This is a genomic window from Patescibacteria group bacterium, from assembly GCA_024654625.1.
Lineage (GTDB): Bacteria > Patescibacteriota > Minisyncoccia.
Window position 1 is genome coordinate 1 of sequence record JANLHB010000044.1, and the last position, 17,418, is coordinate 17,418.

Below are 17,418 nucleotides of genomic sequence, written 5' to 3' on the forward strand. Positions count from 1 at the left end.
TATTTTTTCCCTTTCCTCAATCGTTAAATGCTTGTATTTCATAACACTTTGATATTATCTGTTTAATCAAAGTGTTGCACTTACTTGTTGAACTGACCACAGTGTCTTTCAGACGGACGCTGGCTTAGAGACAGCACCACTGATCTTTCTGGCTTTATCGCCTCAGACCCAGTAGATCCGATCAATCAAAATAATTGGCCACGTGGCGCTTACTATTATTATTCGCGTAGTTATGGTGGAGACAAACAATGGTATATGCTTGTATATTCTTTAGAAAGTTTTCCGAATCCACTCATAGAAAATTCGGACGGAGTTACAGCGCCCGACGGAACTTACTTTCATTATGGAAATGGTTCTGATGGAGTTATTACTGTGGGTGTAGGAAAATGAATCCTGCTGAATTTTTCAAAGAACTTACAACTATCGGTTATTGGTCGTGAAACTTATACAAAAATCCCTTGCCGACCGGCGAGGGATTTTTGTATTTCTAGTTTACCCCACACTAATTTCAACTAAATAAAGTTTTACTAATAAATAAAATTTTATTAGAAAACCATTGCAATGGTTTTATATATAGTATTGAAAAATTAGTGTCAGGGCAGAAAAATGTTATTTTACCGCGTCTTTTAGGGCCTTAGCGGCTCTAAACTTTGGAACTTTCATAGCGGCAACCTGTACTGTTTCTCCTGTTCTAGGATTCCTTGCAGTCCTTGCGTCTCTTTTCTTTACAGAAAAGATACCAAGACCTGCGATTGAAACCTCGTCTCCTTTCTTAAGCGAATCAATAATTGAATTGATTATTGTGTCTACGATATCTTCAGATTGTGTTTTTGTGCCACCCAATTTCTCATGAACAATCTCTACAATACCTGCTTTATTCATATATTTAACTCTTATATTATCGGCCATCAAGTTGTTAGAAAACAAATTCTTTCTAATTAACCTAAAATACCGATAAATTAATAAAAATAATCTTAATAATTTCGACCTAATTTCTTACAATATAATTATATATTAAGCCACATTTCAAGCAATAGCAGGTGGGGAATACCATTTTATTACCAGGTCATGAAGACTTTACCTGGCATATTCAATAACTTTTGTCTCTCTGACTACGTGGACTTTAATTTCGCCCGGGTATTTTAATTCATTTTCAACCCTATCAGCTATATCACGAGCCATTTTATGCGCCTCTATATCGCTAACATCCTGAGGATTAACGAAAATTCTAATCTCCCTGCCTGCCTGTATGGCATAAGATTTCTCAACGCCCGAGAAAGAGTTAGCGATACTCTCAAGGTCTCCAAGTCTCTTTAGATAATTTTCTAATGTATCACGCCTTGCACCCGGTCTTGCCCCTGATATAGCGTCGGCGGTCTGGACAATGATAGATTCAAGCGTTTCGTAAGGATACTCTCCATGATGAGCCTGCATAGCTTTAATAACATCTTCCTCTATATTAAATTTCTGCAAGATACGTTTTCCTATTTCAACATGAGTACCTTGAACTTCATGGTCCATAGCCTTGCCTATATCATGGAAAAGCGCTCCTTTTTTGGCTATTGCCACATTAGCGCCCAATTCTTCAGCGAGCATACCTGCCAAATGAGCTATCTCTATAGAATGACGCAAGACATTTTGCCCATAGCTTGTTCTAAAATGAAGTCTCCCCAGTACAGACAATAGTCTTGGGTCAATTCCAAAGACACCCGCTTCATAAGCCGCCTGTTCGCCTTTTTCTCTTATTATCTTGTCTATCTCCCTGCGGGCGTTTTCTACCATTTCTTCTATACGCGCAGGCTGTATGCGCCCGTCAAGGATCAAGCTCTCAAGAGCAGTTTTGGCAATATGCCTTCGGACAGGGTCAAAACCGGAAATAATCACCGTGCCCGGAGTATCATCAACTATAACCTCAATACCGGCTGCGGCTTCAAAAGCTCTAATATTACGACCTTCTTTACCGATGATTTTTCCTTTAATATCATCAGACGGGATAGGAACGCTTGTTGTGGTAACCTCAGAAGCGGTTGACGAAGAAAGTCTTTGGATAATACTTGAAAGAATATCTTTAGCTTTTCTCTCAAGCTCTTCCTTGCCTGAAATTTCAAGTTTTCTTATTCTTATTAATAAATCCTCTTCATACTTCTTTTCAATATTTTTCAAAAGCTGTTCTTTGGCATCTTCTTCAGTCAAAGAGGCTATCTTCTCCAATTCTTTCCTTTTTTCCTCTTCCAGCTTATCAATATCTTCCTTGATTTTATTTATCTTTTTTACTTTCTCTTTTATCTCTTCTGCCTCAGTCTCAAGAACAGTGTGCCTCTTTTCCGCCTGCTCTTCTCTTTTTATAATTCTCTCTTCCATCTTTCTGACTTGAGCAAGGGCTGTCTTCTCTTCATTTTTAGCAGATTCTATAAGCGCGTCAGCCTTACTCTTGGCTTCATCAAGAGTTTCTTGAGCTTTAGTCTTAGCGTCTAAAAGAAGTTGTTTAACTTTAGTTTCGGAGGAAGTCTTTTCTCCAAGAGCGATCAAGTACCTTAAAAAGTAACCTAAACCAACCCCCATGATAGCGGAAATGCCCGCCAATACCATCAGTAGTTTTAAAGATATCATAAATTTTTAGTATTTTATTCGTATTTTCCATTAATACTGTATTTTTCATATAAATAGACATAAAAATAAACGAATTTAATACAAAGTTAACTGTTAAATAATAAGTATTCAATATTCTAACAATATCACGACATATATCAATTAGCAAGATTATGCCAAAAATGATATATTTTAAGAAACAATATGGAAATGCCAATACCTGATCAAAACAAAAGATATAAACCTGTAGTCCTTATAGTAATGGACGGCTTCGGCGTCGGCTCAAACATCATTGAATCTCCATGGGAATTAGCTCTGCATCCATTCTTCATAGAAGTAGAGAGAGATTATCCGTTTGCCGTGTTGCAAGCATCGGGCACTGCCGTAGGTCTGCCGTGGAACGAACCCGGAAACAGCGAGGTCGGCCACTTGACAATGGGGTCAGGCAAGATCATCTACACCCACTTGCCGCGTATTTCAGTAGCCATAGATGACGGATCCTTATTCAAAAATGAAGTCCTAAAGAAAGCTGTCTCTCATATAGAGAACCAGCCTGAAGACAAAAAAACGAACTTGCATTTTATGGGACTTTTTTCATCAGGCTCGGTGCACGCTCATGCTTCCCATTTATACGCGCTCCTGGATTACGCTAAGCAAAAAAATATAAAACGAGTTTTCTTGCACCTTTTCTCTGACGGAAGAGACGCCTCACTAAAAGAAGGTTCCTCATTTTTTAAAGAGCTTGAATACCATATAGAGAAACAATATCCTTTTGCTAAAATTGCCTCTGTAATAGGGAGAAAATATTCAATGGACCGCGATGGAGACTGGGAGAAGACAGAATTGGCTTATAATTTATTTGTGGAAGGGAGAGGAGATAAGTTTAAATCGGCATCTTCATACATCAATGAAAATTATGAAAAAGGAATAACCGATGAATCTATAGGACCCGCCTGCCTGGAGACTGAAGATGAATCGTCATGTGAGTATAGCAGAATTAAAGACAATGACGCAGTCATATTTTTTAACTTCAGAGAAGACAGCGTCAGGCAACTCACTGAAGCTTTTACAATCAAAAGCTTTGACAAATTCGCCAGAAAAGATCTTAGTAATCTTTTTTTTGCAACAATGACGGAATATAATAAAAATTTTAATTTACCAGTCATTTTCCCGCCGATAGAAAATAAGTATCCATTGGCAAGAGCGATATCAGATGCAGGATTAAGCCAAATTCATATTGCTGAAACGGAAAAATACGCCCATGTAACCTATTTTTTCAATGGCGGAAAGGAAGAGCCTTTTCCAATGGAAAATAGAATACTTATAAATTCCCCCGAAACAACGAGTTTTGAACTCAAGCCTGAAATGTCAGCCGATAAGGTGGCCGATACGATTATAGAGAATATCACAAAATATGATTTCATCCTGGCAAACTTTGCCAATGCTGATATGGTCGGACATACCGGCAATTTTGAAGCTACTATCAAAGCGATGGAAACACTTGACAGGGAAGTCGGACGAGTCGCAAAAGCTATAGAAGATATAGGCGGAGTCATTATAATAACCGGCGATCACGGCAATGCCGAAGAAAAAATCTACAAATTAACCGGTGAAAAAAGAACAAAACATACAACAAACTCTGTGCCTTTCTACCTGATAGGAAAAGATTTTAAAAAAAATAATCCGCTCTCGCAAGAAGAAATAAAAGAAAAATACAAAAGAACGGACGGAATACTGATAGATGTCGCTCCAACAATCTTAAATCTGCTTTCAATAGAAAAACCTTCCGAGATGACAGGGAACAGTTTACTAAAAAAACTGTCCTCTACAGTTTAAAAAATCCGTTCGCCGACCGGCGAACGGATTTTTTAAACTCATTTATTATTTGAAGATTTTGGCTTAATAATTTTATCAACAACTCCATAAGCAAGAGCCTCTTCGGCTCTCATATAGAAATCACGATCAGTGTCTTTCTCTATCTTTGAAATCGGCTGACCGGTATGCTTCGATAGAAGCTGATTAATCCTCTCTTTTACTTTAAGAATCTGCCTTGCCTGAATTTCAACATCAACAGCCTGCCCTTCTGCTCCGCCCATAACCTGATGGAGCATCACCTCCGCATTAGGAAGGATAAAGCGCTTTCCTTTTGCGCCGGCAATAAGAAGTGTTGCGCCCATTGAAGCGGCGATACCGAGTCCTATTGTTGAGACATCGCATTTTATATGTTGCATCGTGTCATAGATGGCAAGTCCGGCGGAAACAGAACCTCCGGGTGAATTGATATAAAGATTTATATCTTTCTTAGGATCTTCCGATTCAAGGAACAAAAGTTGCGCCACGACAGTGTTGGCCACAGCGTCATTTATAGGTCCGGCTAAGAAGATAATCCTCTCTTTTAATAGGCGAGAATAGATGTCGTAAGCCCTCTCGCCAAATTGTGATTTTTCTATAACAGTTGGTATTAACATAACATTAGAATAACAGTTTTAAAATGAGTGTCAAATACTTACCCCCCCCAAGCACCTCGTCAACCTGCCACATTGACATAGATTTAAACGGTTCACTCCGTGGCGGAGTGAACCGTTTAGAAAAGTCTGTAAAATGTGCAACACTGAGTGTTGCACATAAGATTAAAATTAACCTCGCATGATATAATTAGGCCAATGCAAATTTTGAAGAAGAACTTTAAATACTATTTCCTTGGAATACTTTTAGTAGCCACGTTTTTTGTCTGGTATGCCGTATACGCCGAAACGCGCTACGAATTACTCGTCTCATTCTTGGACATCGGACAAGGCGATGCCATCTTCATAGAAACGCCTAATGGCAATCAAGTGCTGATAGACGGAGGGAAAAATAAAAAAATTCTTGAAGAATTGGGGGAAATAATGCCATTTTATGATAAATCTATTGATATAGTGATAGCTACCCACCCAGATGCCGATCACATAGGCGGACTGCCGGAAGTTATAAAAAATTTTGACGTAAACCTAGTGATGGAACCCGGGGTCTCTTCTGACACAAACGTCTATAAAGAATTCAAAAAAGTCATCAATGAAAAGGATATCCAGACAATCCAAGCCAGACAAAGGATGAAGATAAATCTTGATAAAAATGCTTACTTGGAAATATTATTCCCAAACCAAGACGTAGAGGGTTGGGATACTAATGATGCTTCAATAGTGGCGCGGCTTATTTATGGAGAAAATTCTTTTCTCTTCACCGCCGACTCGCCGCAAAAAATAGAAAATTACCTTGCTTCCGCATATCAAGATAATCTTAAAACTGACGTATTAAAAGTCGGACACCACGGGTCCAAAACATCAAGCTCGGAAATATTCTTAGGATATACTAATCCAAGTTACGCAATAATATCCGCTGGTAAAGATAATACTTATGGCCACCCGCACAAAGAAGTAATTGAAAGATTGAAAGACTTTGACATACCGATACTCCGCACTGACGAAATCAGCACAATACAAATAAAAAGCAATGGCTCTAGGTTATATGTCAAATAATTTAGAACTCGTTATTTCAGAGACAATGAGTTGCAAATTAAACCAAAAAGGATACAATAATTTTTATATGGAAACTACAAAAGAAGAAAAAACATTAATAATAATGAAGCCTGATACATTGCAGAGAAACCTTTTAGGTGAAGTGATACGCCGCTTTGAAAGAAAGGGTTTAAAAATCATCGGTATGAAGATGATCCAACTTGAAGATGCAATACTTGAAGAGCATTATTGCCATCATAAAGACAAGCCCTTCTTTGCTGAGATAAAAAGATATATGAAATCCAGCCCGGTAGTTATAATGGTACTCTCCGGTATAAACGCAGTATCAACGACAAGAATAATCGTCGGCCCGACAAAAGGATATGAAGCGGGAGCCGGCAGTATCAGAGGAGATTTCTCAATGAGTATGCAGTCAAATCTTGTACACGCCTCAGACTCCACAGAGACAGCCGAAGAAGAGGTTAAAAGATTCTTTAAAGATGACGAATTGTTTAACTATCAGAAAATAGATTTCAATTTTCTCTATTCAAAAGATGAGATAAAATAACTATTCTAAGTAAAAAATTCGGCTTGAATTTTTTTCGCGATAGAATTATAATAATAATAGGTTGTTTGAGAACATAAACTTCTAGATCAAATAATTGTTTTCGGGAGGATCAGTCATATAACGCCTTGGCGCTACATGCTTCCACCCACTTGGAAACACACTAGGAGTTCACTTCTCAAATGACCGCTAAAAATCCCCCATTTATGCGGGATTTTTATTTATCCAATCTAAATAAATTTATATCATTAATTATATAATGTTTGTGTTATTTTTTGGTATTAATCTTGATTTCTGCTAAAATAAAATTATGTTAAAACTTCATTTCTACGGAGGAGGTCAAGAGGTGACTGGCGCAAACTATCTTCTTGAGCATAAATCAGGAAAAGAGAACACTAAAATACTTATAGATTGCGGAATGTTTCAGGGGTCAAAAGACAGAGAAGAGAAAAATAGCGCTCCTTTTGAATATAACCCTAAGGAAGTAGATGCTCTTATTGTCACTCATGCCCATATGGACCATATAGGCAGGATACCGGTTCTTGTTAAAGACGGCTTTAAAGGGAATATATTCTCTACGCCGGCCACTCGCGAGTTGGCAAAACTTATGCTTGAAGATGCTCTCTCTATAATGGAGCATGAGGCAATACATGAAAACACAAAACCGCCTTACGGAGATAAAGACATATCAAACGCCCTTAGCAAGTGGGAGAGTATTGAATATTATAAAAAAACACCTATCGGCAATCTTGAAATAATTTTAAAAGACGCAGGACACATACTCGGTTCAAGCATCATTGAATTTTATTCCGATGGCAAAAAGATAGTATTCTCAGGCGATCTTGGAAACTCACCTGCGCCGCTTTTAAGAAAGACTGACGCTATAGAGGGAGCTGATTTCTTAATAATAGAAAGCACTTATGGAGACAGAGAACACGAAGAGAGAGATTACCGCAAATTAAAACTGGAAAGAGCCATTGAGGATACAGTAAGCGCAGGAGGAGTGCTTCTAATACCAGCCTTTTCTCTTGAAAGAACACAGGAGCTCCTTTTTGAAATAAACGAGCTTGTTGAACACAAAAGAATTCCGCGAGTCCCTATCTTCCTGGACTCTCCGCTTGCGATAAAAGCGACTGATATCTATAGGCATTATGAAAAGTATTACAATAAAGAAGCGAAATACATCATAAATTCAGGAGATGATGTTTTTAAATTTCCCGGACTCAGATTCACGGAATCTTCTCAAGAATCAAAATCTATAAATAACATACCGGCGCCAAAGATAATCATTGCCGGCTCTGGCATGTCAAACGGCGGAAGAATAATCCACCATGAAAAATTATATCTTGGAGACAAAAGAAATACTCTTATTATCGCCGGGTACCAAGCAGTAAACTCTCTGGGGAGAAGGCTTCAAGACGGCGCTAAGTCTATAAATATTTTCGGAATGGAAATAGCTATAAAAGCAAAGATTCTAAGCTTGAGCGGTTATTCTGCGCACGCAGACGTAAACGGCCTAATGGCCTTTGTGGAAAATAGCGCAAACACGCTTCAAAAAGTTTTTGTCACACAAGGTGAACCGAAAGCATCTCTTAGCCTTGTGCAAAAAATACGAGACAACTTCAACATCAATGCCACATCTCCACAAAATGGCGATTCTGTCGTACTTGTCCCATAAATAATATGCGAATAATCGCCGATCTTCATATCCATTCAAAATACTCACGAGCCGTCTCACAAGATATGACTTTGCCAAACATAGCGCTCTATGCAAAGAAAAAAGGGATTAATGTCATATCAACAGGCGACTTTACTCACCCAGCTTGGATCAAAAGCATAAAGAAAGAATTAATCCCTGCGGAACCAGGACTTTTTACCCTAAAAAATCCCGAGACTTCCTCTCTGGAAGAATTTCCCTCTATGACCGTTCTGGAAAAAAGGAAGCCTCGGGATTTTCCAATTCAAACTCGTTTTATATTAGGCACAGAGATATCCAGTATATATAAAAAGGGCGATAAAGTGCGAAAGATACATAATCTTATATTCACTCCAAGCATAGAATCAGCCGAGAAAATAAATAAAGAATTATCAAAAATAGGAAACTTAAAGTCAGATGGCAGGCCGATACTTGGGCTTGATTCAAAAGAACTTTTAAAGATTATTATGAAAGCAGACAAGGGGTCCATCCTGATACCGGCTCATGCTTGGACGCCGTGGTTCTCAATCTTCGGCGCGATGTCCGGCTTTGACTCTATTGAAGAATGTTTTGAGGAAATGTCAGGCGAAATCTTTGCCATTGAGACCGGCCTCTCTTCAGATCCAAAGATGAATTGGCGATTATCTTCTCTTGATAATATCTCTCTTATTTCAAACTCTGACGCTCACTCTCTTCAAAAGATAGGCAGGGAGGCCAATATCTTTGATACCGAACTTTCATATGACGGCATAATGAACGCTATAAAAAGCAAAGATAAGAAAAAATTTTTATCTACCATAGAATTTTTCCCGGAAGAGGGAAAATATCACTATGATGGTCATAGGAATTGTAATGTATCCATAGATCCGACTTTAGCCACGAGTAATATATGCCCGGCTTGCGGCAAGGAGATGACCATTGGAGTGCTTCACCGTATAAATGAGCTAGCCGACAGGAAACCAAATAAGAAACCCGCCAAAGCAATTCCTTACAAAAACACTATACCTCTTGCTGAAATTATCTCTACGATTGAAAAAGTCGGCGTGAAATCTAAAAAGGTGACTGATATTTATAAAAAATTGATTGAATCTCTCGGAAACGAATTTCATATCCTCCTTAATGATCCCGCCAAAGAGATAGAAAGAGTTGGCGGAAGAGAGATAGCAACCGCCATAGATAAAGTAAGAAAAGGCAAAGTAAAAATAGAACCCGGATACGACGGAGAGTTCGGCAAAATCTCAATATCTTAATCTACTTGGGTATCGGATGTCCAAGTAAAAAAATAGGCCTTCTGTTGGGAAGGCCTTTGTGTACGAGGTAATATAATATTTTTTAAGGAACTTTAATTTGTGGTCGGGAAACGACGCAAGGTGCAACGCGAATGGGTTTGCCTCCTTTTTTTGAGATGAGGTTATGTGGCATCGCCTTGCGTCGAATCCCTATTTTTAAACTCCAATTTAATTTTAAACCAATTGGAGAATATGAAAAGAGCGGTTGTGGATAACTTCTAATTTTTTGTTAAATTACCCAATTCTTCACTTTCTTTATCTGGTCTAGATAAGACTCAAAATCTTGCGGAGTTTCAAGGATAAGTGGAACTGGTTTATCTGACTTCTTGAAAATGGCTTTTATAAAAGACTTAAGCCCTTCTTTGCCGATAGTGCCATGGCCGATATCCTCATGCCTGTCTACTCTTGAGCCAAGCTCTTTTTTAGAATCATTAAGATGGATACAGGCTATATTTTTAATGCCAATAGTCTTATCAATCTCTTCTGCCACTTTTTCTGCTGATTTAGTATTCCACAAGTCATAACCGGCGCCATAAGCGTGAGCCGTGTCAAAGCAGAACTTTACTCTTTTATCTTTGCCGAGTTTTTTAAACACTCTTTCTAAATCAGGCAAAAGGAAACCCATCTCTGTCCCTTGGCTGGCGGTATTTTCTATAATAATTTTTGCCTTTAAGCCAGCTGTTTTCTCAAGAACTATTTTTATATTAGCCACAAAGTTATCTTCCGCTTCACCCTTATCCATAGTAAGACTTTTACCGGAGTGGAGAACCACCCCTTCGGCCCCAAGCTTGTCGGCGTTACACAGGTCTTCCGCCAAAGACTTCATGGGGAAAGAATTCTCTTCAAGAGGACGGGCAAAATTCAATAGATATGAAGCGTGAATTACCGCGTATTTTATATTATTTTTGCTTTTAAATTCTTTAACCTCTTCCGATTCTTTTTCCGTCACCTTCCTGAATTTTGCCGCCATCGGATTTTTAGAAAAAATCTGGATAGCCGAAGCGCCCACTGAAACAGCGTCAGAAAAGGCAGTCTTATACCCCTTAGCGATAGAAAAATGCGCCCCAACTGGAAACTGAATATCTTTCTGCTCTTTATAAACCTTATTATTCATAATCTTAATTATAATTTACCATCCCTACACACTATTTTGTAAACCGCAATTTGTGCAATCCGCCGTGGCGGATTGCACAATCACTACAGAGAAAAACCTGTAATAATCTGAAATAATATGGAAATTACAGGAAACATAAAACTAAAAAGAAAGAAAATGAAAAAGATAAGTAAAATAAGACCGTATTTCTCCATTTTAGCTTGAATATAGCTATATTTGTATGGAATGAGAGCAAAAAGGACTTTTGAACCATCAAGTGGCGGGATAGGGATTAAATTAAATATTGCCAATATAAGGTTTATAAACACCACATATCCGGCTATTTCTATAAATGCTAACGATAAAAATCCCGCATTTAACCGAATCAAAATACCAAAAAACAGAGCGACTGATATATTAGAGAAAGGACCGGCAAGCCCCACCAAAGCCGGACCCCATTTTTGATTTTTTAGATTATAAGGATTATAAGGCACAGGCTTAGCCCAGCCAAAGATAATACCACCCAAAAGAAAAGTAACAGTAGGTACAACAATTGACCCCATAAAATCCAGATGCTTAAGTGGGTTTAAGGTTAAACGACCGGCAAGTTTAGCCGTCGGATCTCCCAACATACCGGCAACATAGCCATGAGATACTTCATGTATAACGACTGACATTATGAGGATAGCTATAACAAAGATAAAATCTGCTTGCATAATAATCCTTTTATGCTAACATAAAAAACATCATGACAAAAGTTTGTCCAATTTGCGAAAAGGGTTCACAAATGGGTGGCGGCTACAGCAACCGTGTTCGTGCTACTCAATTTAACCCTACCGGCAAAAAAAGACGTTACCCTAACCTCCAATGGGCTACCCTCATCTCAGGAAAAAGAGTAAAAATATGCACTAACTGTCTTAAGAGAGGCAAGCACCTAGTAGAAAAAATCGCTACTAAAATCTCAAAATAAAAATAATAAAAAAATCCCCACCACTTGCGAGCGGCGGGGATTTAAATTTGGTATTTCCTTTAATTTTATTCTTCCTTATCTGGAAGATTGTAATCTCTCACCTTTCCCGCAAAATGAGGGGAAAAGCACATCGCTAAGAATAGTACAGAAAGAGCACCGATAAATATTATCCAAAATATTTTCTCCCACATACGATAACCTCCTTTTATAAAAAATAGGCAACCATTGGTTTATCTCTCTTTTTAATATACACTTTAAATTATACTATGCAACTAGACTCACCAATTGACGAGATATTTCGCCTTAAAGAAACTCAAAAAAAGGCGCTCGGCAAACTCAATATAAAAACTGTAGAAAATTTACTCCGCCACATTCCCTCCAGATACGGCGAGCTTATAGAAACCAAACTGATTACAGAGGCAATACCCGGCGAAGTGGCGACAATATGCGGGAAGATAACAAATATAAAAAAGAACAGAGCCTTTAAAAAAAGATTCTCTCTGACGGAAGCAACTATTGAAGATGAAACAGGGAAGATAAAGGCTACATGGTTTCACCAGCCATATATAGTAAATATGTTAAAAGAAGGGTCTTTTACTTGCCTTTCCGGTAAAATAACACAAGGGAAGAATGGCGCGTATTTAGCTAATCCTGATTTTTCCTCGCAAGACAAATTATCATCTGACCTAAACAATAGAAAAAATCTATTCTCCGACAAAGAAACAGTGGAGAAAACCTTGCTAATACCCATATATCCCGAGAGCAGGGGCGTATCATCTAAATGGCTACATCATTCTATATTGAAGATTTTAAGAAGTGGTGCGCATAAAGAGATTAGTGATCCTATTCCGACAGAAATTTTAAAAAAATATAAACTGCCGTCTCTTGAAAAATCTCTTGTTTATATACATACTCCTAAAAACGAAAAAGATGCTCGCGTAGCAAGAAAAAGGTTCGCATTTGAAGAAATTTTTTTTATACAACTCTCTCACCTTAGAGCGAGAGCAATTCATGATAAAGATAAATCTATAATCATAGATACAAAACAAGAAGACATAGACGAATTCTTAAATAAATTTCCTTTTAAACCGACAAATGGTCAGCTAAAAGCTATAAAGCAAATCACCGAAGACCTAAAGAAAGATAAACCGATGGCGCGCCTTCTTGAAGGAGATGTCGGCTCTGGCAAGACACTGATAGCAGTGACTGCTTCTTATGCTGTGGTAGAATCAGGATTTCAAGTCGCCTATATGGCGCCGACTGAGATCCTGGCTCAGCAACTTTTTAAGAACTTTACCGACTACTTCAAGCACCTAGGGGTCTGGGCGCAAGTTGGTCTCATCACCGGAAGCGAGTGCCGGAAATTCCCTTCCAAGTCTAACCCTAAAGACTCAACTCACATATCACGGACTCAACTCCTAAAGTGGGTAAAGGACGGCAGTGTCCCTATTTTGATTGGCACGCATTCCTTAATCCAAAAAGGGGTTAAACTCAAAAATCCGGCCCTTATGATAATAGACGAGCAACATCGCTTTGGCACCGCTCAACGAGCGAAACTTGCTCGCGATAAAGCTGAAGTCACACCCCACCTTCTATCTATGACCGCCACACCTATCCCTCGCACCCTTGCCCTCACCATCTATAGCGACTTAGACCTGACGATACTTGACGAGATGCCGCCTGGCAGGAAGCAGATCATCACAGAGATAGTCTCTCCGGTAAACAGAACCGGAACTTATGCAAAAATCCGCGATGAACTGAAAAATGGTAGACAAGTATATGTGATCTGTCCAAGGATAGACCTGCCTGCCGAGGCAGGCGAGCCCGACCTGGCTAATACCGCCGATGGCGGTTCGCCCGGCGCGAATGCGCTTAGGGACAAAGCGCTTTCTCTTAATGTCAAATCAGTAAAAGAGGAAGCTGTTCGCCTTAAGAAGGATATTTTCCAAGAATTTGAAATAGGAATACTCCACAGTAAACTAAAACCAAAAGAGAAAGAAGAAATAATGCAGAAATTCTCAAACGGAGAGATTGACATACTTGTCGCCACATCCGTTGTGGAAGTTGGAGTCAATGTGCCAAATGCGACTATTATAATAATAGAAGGAGCAGATAGATTTGGGCTAGCTCAACTCCACCAACTGAGAGGGAGGGTATTGAGGAGCAATCATCAAGCGTATTGTTTTGTCTTTACAGATTCCAAATCTAAGACCACAACAGAGCGTTTAAAAGCCCTAAAGACGTCTAAAAACGGTTTTGAGCTGGCTGAGTATGACTTATCCCTTCGTGGTCCGGGAGAGCTCGGTGGGGGCAAACAATGGGGTATCTCAGACATCGGCATGGAAGCGATAAAGAATATAAAAATGGTAGAAGCGGCGCGTGAAGAATCTCAGAGAATAATAAAAGAGGACCCTGAACTAGAAAAATACCCGCTCATTAAAGAAAGGATAACAAACCAAAAAACCGAAATCCATTTTGAATAAGAAAGTAAAAATGTGCATCACCAGTTGTAAGAAAACCAAGCGTTGTTTACAAAAATTAGATAATTAAAAAGGGCCGTACCAAAAGGTCGTGCCCTTTACCAATGGCCAGATTTCCCGTCAGACAGGAAATCTCCTGAATACCATTTTCCCTTTCTCCACAAAAAACTGAACCTCGATGGTCTTTCCTTTCCTCGTGTAGTAGAAAGAACAGCACTCCCCGAGTACACCCCATCTAAAAATCCACCCTTTTTTCTCTCTCTTCATTATTATCCCTCCCTTTTTTATTATAAAGGCATTATTATATAATAATATATCATCCTCACAACAAAGTGTCAATAGGATCTCGGTAATGTCCACACACATATGGCGGTTTTTTATTTTTCTGAATTATCAAGAAGTTATCAAACTAGAAAATTTTTCTTAGAAAACCTTCATAAAGTGGAGAACGAAAAATCCAATGATAGTAAGGGTTGAAAGGATTGAGGTAGCAAACAACACAAGCAGGAGTCTTCTTACCTTTGTATCAATCGCGATGGGGTGCATCTTAAGCGAAGCGACCCAGTGCAACACAACGACTACGAAGAATATAACTACAGCTATCACCCCTTTACCAACCCAATGATGACCGAAAGTGAGGGCCAACCAATTTTTAAACGGTTTATTAAATTCACCAAAAATAGTGGCAAAGGTGATGAACAAAATCGTAATAATGGCGGCTATTGTAAACGAAGCGATAATTTTTAATTTTTTTTCTAACATATTAGATTGTTGCCGCTCCGGAGATTATAATACCGGCCAGCGCCATTAATATTCCTATAATAAAAGCCATTAAAGACACGAGCATTACCGCTCTTTTAAACTTGGGCATCTCATCCATACTCCCACCTAAAGCGAATATTGAGACCACGGATACAGTCGCCAGAAATGGAAGGAAAAGGAAAACATGTTCTTTGGCTTCCATCACAATAGAATGCGCCCACGGCATATCTCCGGCTTTAATAATCGGCTTCACTTTGCTTCCGTAATGAACAATATAATAATGCCCACCTAAAGCCCATGCTGTTAGGTAAGAGATCAAACCTCCAATCGAGAATACCTTAAGCATTTTTACAGAAACCTTCTTCTTGAGAAGTCCCAAAGAAACACCGCCAAAGAGAAATACGCCAAGCACTCCTATAAGGACATGAACAGCAAGGAAAATTGAAAGTGAAGTACTCATTTTATTTTTTTATTGTTACTGATTTTAAAATTCTTTTATCTATCACATGAAGGATATAAGAAACTATAAAAATAGAGAGGAGGTAGAAGACCGCGATCTGCCCAAATGAATATGGTATACCTCTCCAGAGACCTAAGATGGTGGCCGTATACCAAGAAGTGATAGAGATGGCAGACCCTAGCCACATAGGCATCTTTCTCGCTTGTATAAGGAAAGCGTTAGCTGTAATGATAAGGACGATAGCAAGTTTAGACCAAAGCTTCACTCCCAAGAGAGGATCGCCAAATTCATTAAGACGTAGTGTGACTAGGAAACCAAAGCCTGAGAGGACAAGAATAAACAACCCTACCCTCAACACAAAATAAGAAGTCTTTAGATAATCAACTTCAAGCGGTTCAAAGACGCCATCGCGTTTTGCTTTAAGATAAAAAATCTCAGCAAAAGTGGCAGCGCCTGTGCCGAGTATTGTCCCAATAATATGAGTAAAGACTAAAAATAACTGTAAATCCATTGATATAATTATACCAAATGTATTTTATACTGCTATTTATTTTGTGGATAAAGACGAGTTAACAGTGAATATTTTTATTTTCCCTCCTCAAGAGACTCATCGGCATAATATCTTCTTTTGTTTCAAGGATAAATAAATCTTCCGTCCCACCGTGTACAGAGTCTGCCTTCTTGCCATTTTTCTTATTGAAGATATTTTTTACTTTCATCTTTATCAAATCTCCTCTTGGTTGGATTATCTCCGCCTTGTCGCCAACCTTAAGCATATTATGCACTTTCAAGACAACGCCATTCTCAACTTTCTCTAAAACTTCTCCGGCAAACTCCCAGTCTGAACCAACGCTTCTATTCTCCATATTTTGCATACTGGGAGTATCTTTGCCCAAGAGAAAACCTGTCGTATATTCTCTATTCACATTTTTGTTCAATTCTTTCTTTGCCTCTTTTATAGACTCTTTGGAAAAATTCGCGTCAATCACGCTCTTATAAGACTTCACGACCGTGGCCAAGTAGTGCACACTCTTTGCCCGCCCTTCAATCTTAAACGAATCAACGCCGGCATCTCTTAAATCTTTCACGTAATCTATAAGACAAAGATCTTTTGAATTCAAGATATAGCTCCCGTGCTGGTCTTCCTCCAGTGGTATGTGGATGTTATCTCTCTTCTCTTCAACAAGATTATATTTCCATCGGCAGACTTGAGTACAGTCGCCTAAGTTTGCAGACCTCCCTGAAAGCCACGCCGACAAGAAACACCTTCCGGAATACGCCATACACATCGCGCCATGCACAAAGGACTCTATCTCAAGACCTGGAATATTTTTCCTTATCTCTTTAATCTCTTTCAAACCGACTTCACGCGCAAGGACAACTCTCTTCACTCCAAGGTCATACCAGAGCTTGGCGGCCCGCCAGTTGGTGCAGTTTGCCTGAGTGGAGAGGTGGATCTTCGCCTTCGGTAATACTTCTTTTATCATCGCGATAACACCCGGGTCAGAAGCGATGAAAGCGTCGGGTAATTCCTTTTTAAATATCTCAAGATACTTAGGGAGCTTTTTAATATGCTCGTTATGAGCAAAGATGTTCACCGTTACATAAACTTTCTTGCCGAGGTTATGCGCGTATCTTATACCTTCGAGCATCTCATCCGTATCAAAATAATTTATCCTAGCTCGCAAAGAAAAGTCAGGTATCCCGCAATACACTGCGTCCGCACCGTATTCAAAAGCATATTTAAGTTTCTCAAAACTGCCCGCCGGCGCAACTATCTCCGGTTTTTTATTTATCTTCATAACAAGAACTTAACACAAAATAGGAATAAATAAAGTGAGGCAGGTCTTAAATAAAAAGGTCTCACCTTTTTAATCTTAAACCACACTCGAGTCTTTAAGAAAAAATGTGTGCCTGCCAGGACTCGCCTAAGCACCACTAAAGGGTGCTGGGCGTCGTGTACTCTTCAGTAGTACACGACGAATCTGGAACCACGGAGGTCTCATAAATCTTAGTG

17 protein-coding genes are annotated in these 17,418 nt (G+C 39.0%); 6 read left to right on the forward strand and 11 right to left on the reverse strand.

Going from position 1 to position 17,418, the window contains the following annotated elements; translation table 11 throughout:
* Nucleotides 1-609: 609 nt before the first annotated feature.
* Nucleotides 610-882: an HU family DNA-binding protein gene (locus NUV40_04355; GenBank protein MCR4343092.1), complete on the reverse strand. Its 273-nt coding sequence runs from the start codon at nucleotides 880-882 to the stop codon at nucleotides 610-612.
* Nucleotides 883-1,077: 195 nt separating this feature from the next.
* Nucleotides 1,078-2,610: a ribonuclease Y gene (gene rny, locus NUV40_04360; protein ID MCR4343093.1), complete on the reverse strand. Its 1,533-nt coding sequence runs from the start codon at nucleotides 2,608-2,610 to the stop codon at nucleotides 1,078-1,080.
* 183 nt (nucleotides 2,611-2,793) lie between these two features.
* On the opposite strand from rny, the gene gpmI reads away from it, so the two are divergent.
* Complete coding sequence (gpmI, locus tag NUV40_04365) at nucleotides 2,794-4,425, forward strand: 2,3-bisphosphoglycerate-independent phosphoglycerate mutase (protein ID MCR4343094.1); 1,632 nt, start codon at nucleotides 2,794-2,796, stop codon at nucleotides 4,423-4,425.
* 38 nt (nucleotides 4,426-4,463) lie between these two features.
* Here gpmI and clpP read toward each other — a convergent pair whose 3' ends face one another.
* Nucleotides 4,464-5,057 (reverse strand): ATP-dependent Clp endopeptidase proteolytic subunit ClpP, encoded by a 594-nt coding sequence (gene clpP, locus NUV40_04370; protein MCR4343095.1) that lies wholly within the window; start codon nucleotides 5,055-5,057, stop codon nucleotides 4,464-4,466.
* A 195-nt stretch (nucleotides 5,058-5,252) separates the two neighbouring features.
* Between clpP and NUV40_04375 the strand changes: the two genes are divergently transcribed.
* From NUV40_04375 to NUV40_04390, 4 genes are all read left to right on the forward strand, one after another.
* Nucleotides 5,253-6,107, forward strand: a complete 855-nt coding sequence (locus tag NUV40_04375) for an MBL fold metallo-hydrolase (protein ID MCR4343096.1) — start codon at nucleotides 5,253-5,255, stop codon at nucleotides 6,105-6,107.
* Nucleotides 6,108-6,174: 67 nt separating this feature from the next.
* Nucleotides 6,175-6,654, forward strand: coding sequence for a nucleoside-diphosphate kinase (gene ndk, locus NUV40_04380; protein ID MCR4343097.1), 480 nt, complete (start codon nucleotides 6,175-6,177; stop codon nucleotides 6,652-6,654).
* Nucleotides 6,655-6,961: 307 nt separating this feature from the next.
* On the forward strand, nucleotides 6,962-8,329 hold the full coding sequence (locus tag NUV40_04385; protein MCR4343098.1) for an MBL fold metallo-hydrolase: 1,368 nt from the start codon (nucleotides 6,962-6,964) through the stop codon (nucleotides 8,327-8,329).
* A 65-nt stretch (nucleotides 8,330-8,394) separates the two neighbouring features.
* Nucleotides 8,395-9,597 carry an endonuclease Q family protein gene (locus tag NUV40_04390; protein ID MCR4343099.1) on the forward strand — a complete coding sequence of 401 codons (1,203 nt, stop codon included), beginning with the start codon at nucleotides 8,395-8,397 and terminating at the stop codon, nucleotides 9,595-9,597.
* A 268-nt stretch (nucleotides 9,598-9,865) separates the two neighbouring features.
* Here the strand turns inward: NUV40_04390 and NUV40_04395 are convergent, their stop codons facing one another.
* The 3 genes from NUV40_04395 to NUV40_04405 form a co-directional block, all read right to left on the reverse strand.
* A complete protein-coding gene (locus NUV40_04395) occupies nucleotides 9,866-10,750 on the reverse strand; it encodes a deoxyribonuclease IV (protein ID MCR4343100.1) in 885 nt (294 codons plus the stop codon).
* An 83-nt stretch (nucleotides 10,751-10,833) separates the two neighbouring features.
* Nucleotides 10,834-11,445, reverse strand: a complete 612-nt coding sequence (locus tag NUV40_04400; GenBank protein MCR4343101.1) for a site-2 protease family protein — start codon at nucleotides 11,443-11,445, stop codon at nucleotides 10,834-10,836.
* 319 nt (nucleotides 11,446-11,764) lie between these two features.
* Entirely contained in the window at nucleotides 11,765-11,890 is a 126-nt protein-coding gene (locus tag NUV40_04405; protein ID MCR4343102.1) for a hypothetical protein, read from the reverse strand.
* Between the two features lie 75 nt (nucleotides 11,891-11,965).
* On the opposite strand from NUV40_04405, the gene recG reads away from it, so the two are divergent.
* Complete coding sequence (gene recG / locus NUV40_04410; GenBank protein ID MCR4343103.1) at nucleotides 11,966-14,182, forward strand: ATP-dependent DNA helicase RecG; 2,217 nt, start codon at nucleotides 11,966-11,968, stop codon at nucleotides 14,180-14,182.
* A 117-nt stretch (nucleotides 14,183-14,299) separates the two neighbouring features.
* Here the strand turns inward: recG and NUV40_04415 are convergent, their stop codons facing one another.
* The 5 genes from NUV40_04415 to NUV40_04435 form a co-directional block, all read right to left on the reverse strand.
* Nucleotides 14,300-14,446 carry a hypothetical protein gene (locus NUV40_04415; GenBank protein ID MCR4343104.1) on the reverse strand — a complete coding sequence of 49 codons (147 nt, stop codon included), beginning with the start codon at nucleotides 14,444-14,446 and terminating at the stop codon, nucleotides 14,300-14,302.
* A gap of 156 nt (nucleotides 14,447-14,602) precedes the next feature.
* The gene (locus NUV40_04420; GenBank protein ID MCR4343105.1) at nucleotides 14,603-14,941 is read right to left on the reverse strand and encodes a hypothetical protein; all 339 of its coding nucleotides are present in this window, start codon (nucleotides 14,939-14,941) and stop codon (nucleotides 14,603-14,605) included.
* Nucleotide 14,942: 1 nt separating this feature from the next.
* Nucleotides 14,943-15,401 carry a hypothetical protein gene (locus tag NUV40_04425; GenBank protein MCR4343106.1) on the reverse strand — a complete coding sequence of 153 codons (459 nt, stop codon included), beginning with the start codon at nucleotides 15,399-15,401 and terminating at the stop codon, nucleotides 14,943-14,945.
* Nucleotide 15,402: 1 nt separating this feature from the next.
* On the reverse strand, nucleotides 15,403-15,912 hold the full coding sequence (locus NUV40_04430) for a hypothetical protein (GenBank protein MCR4343107.1): 510 nt from the start codon (nucleotides 15,910-15,912) through the stop codon (nucleotides 15,403-15,405).
* Nucleotides 15,913-15,970: 58 nt separating this feature from the next.
* Nucleotides 15,971-17,203: a U32 family peptidase gene (locus NUV40_04435; GenBank protein MCR4343108.1), complete on the reverse strand. Its 1,233-nt coding sequence runs from the start codon at nucleotides 17,201-17,203 to the stop codon at nucleotides 15,971-15,973.
* Between the last annotated feature and the right edge of the window lie 215 nt (nucleotides 17,204-17,418).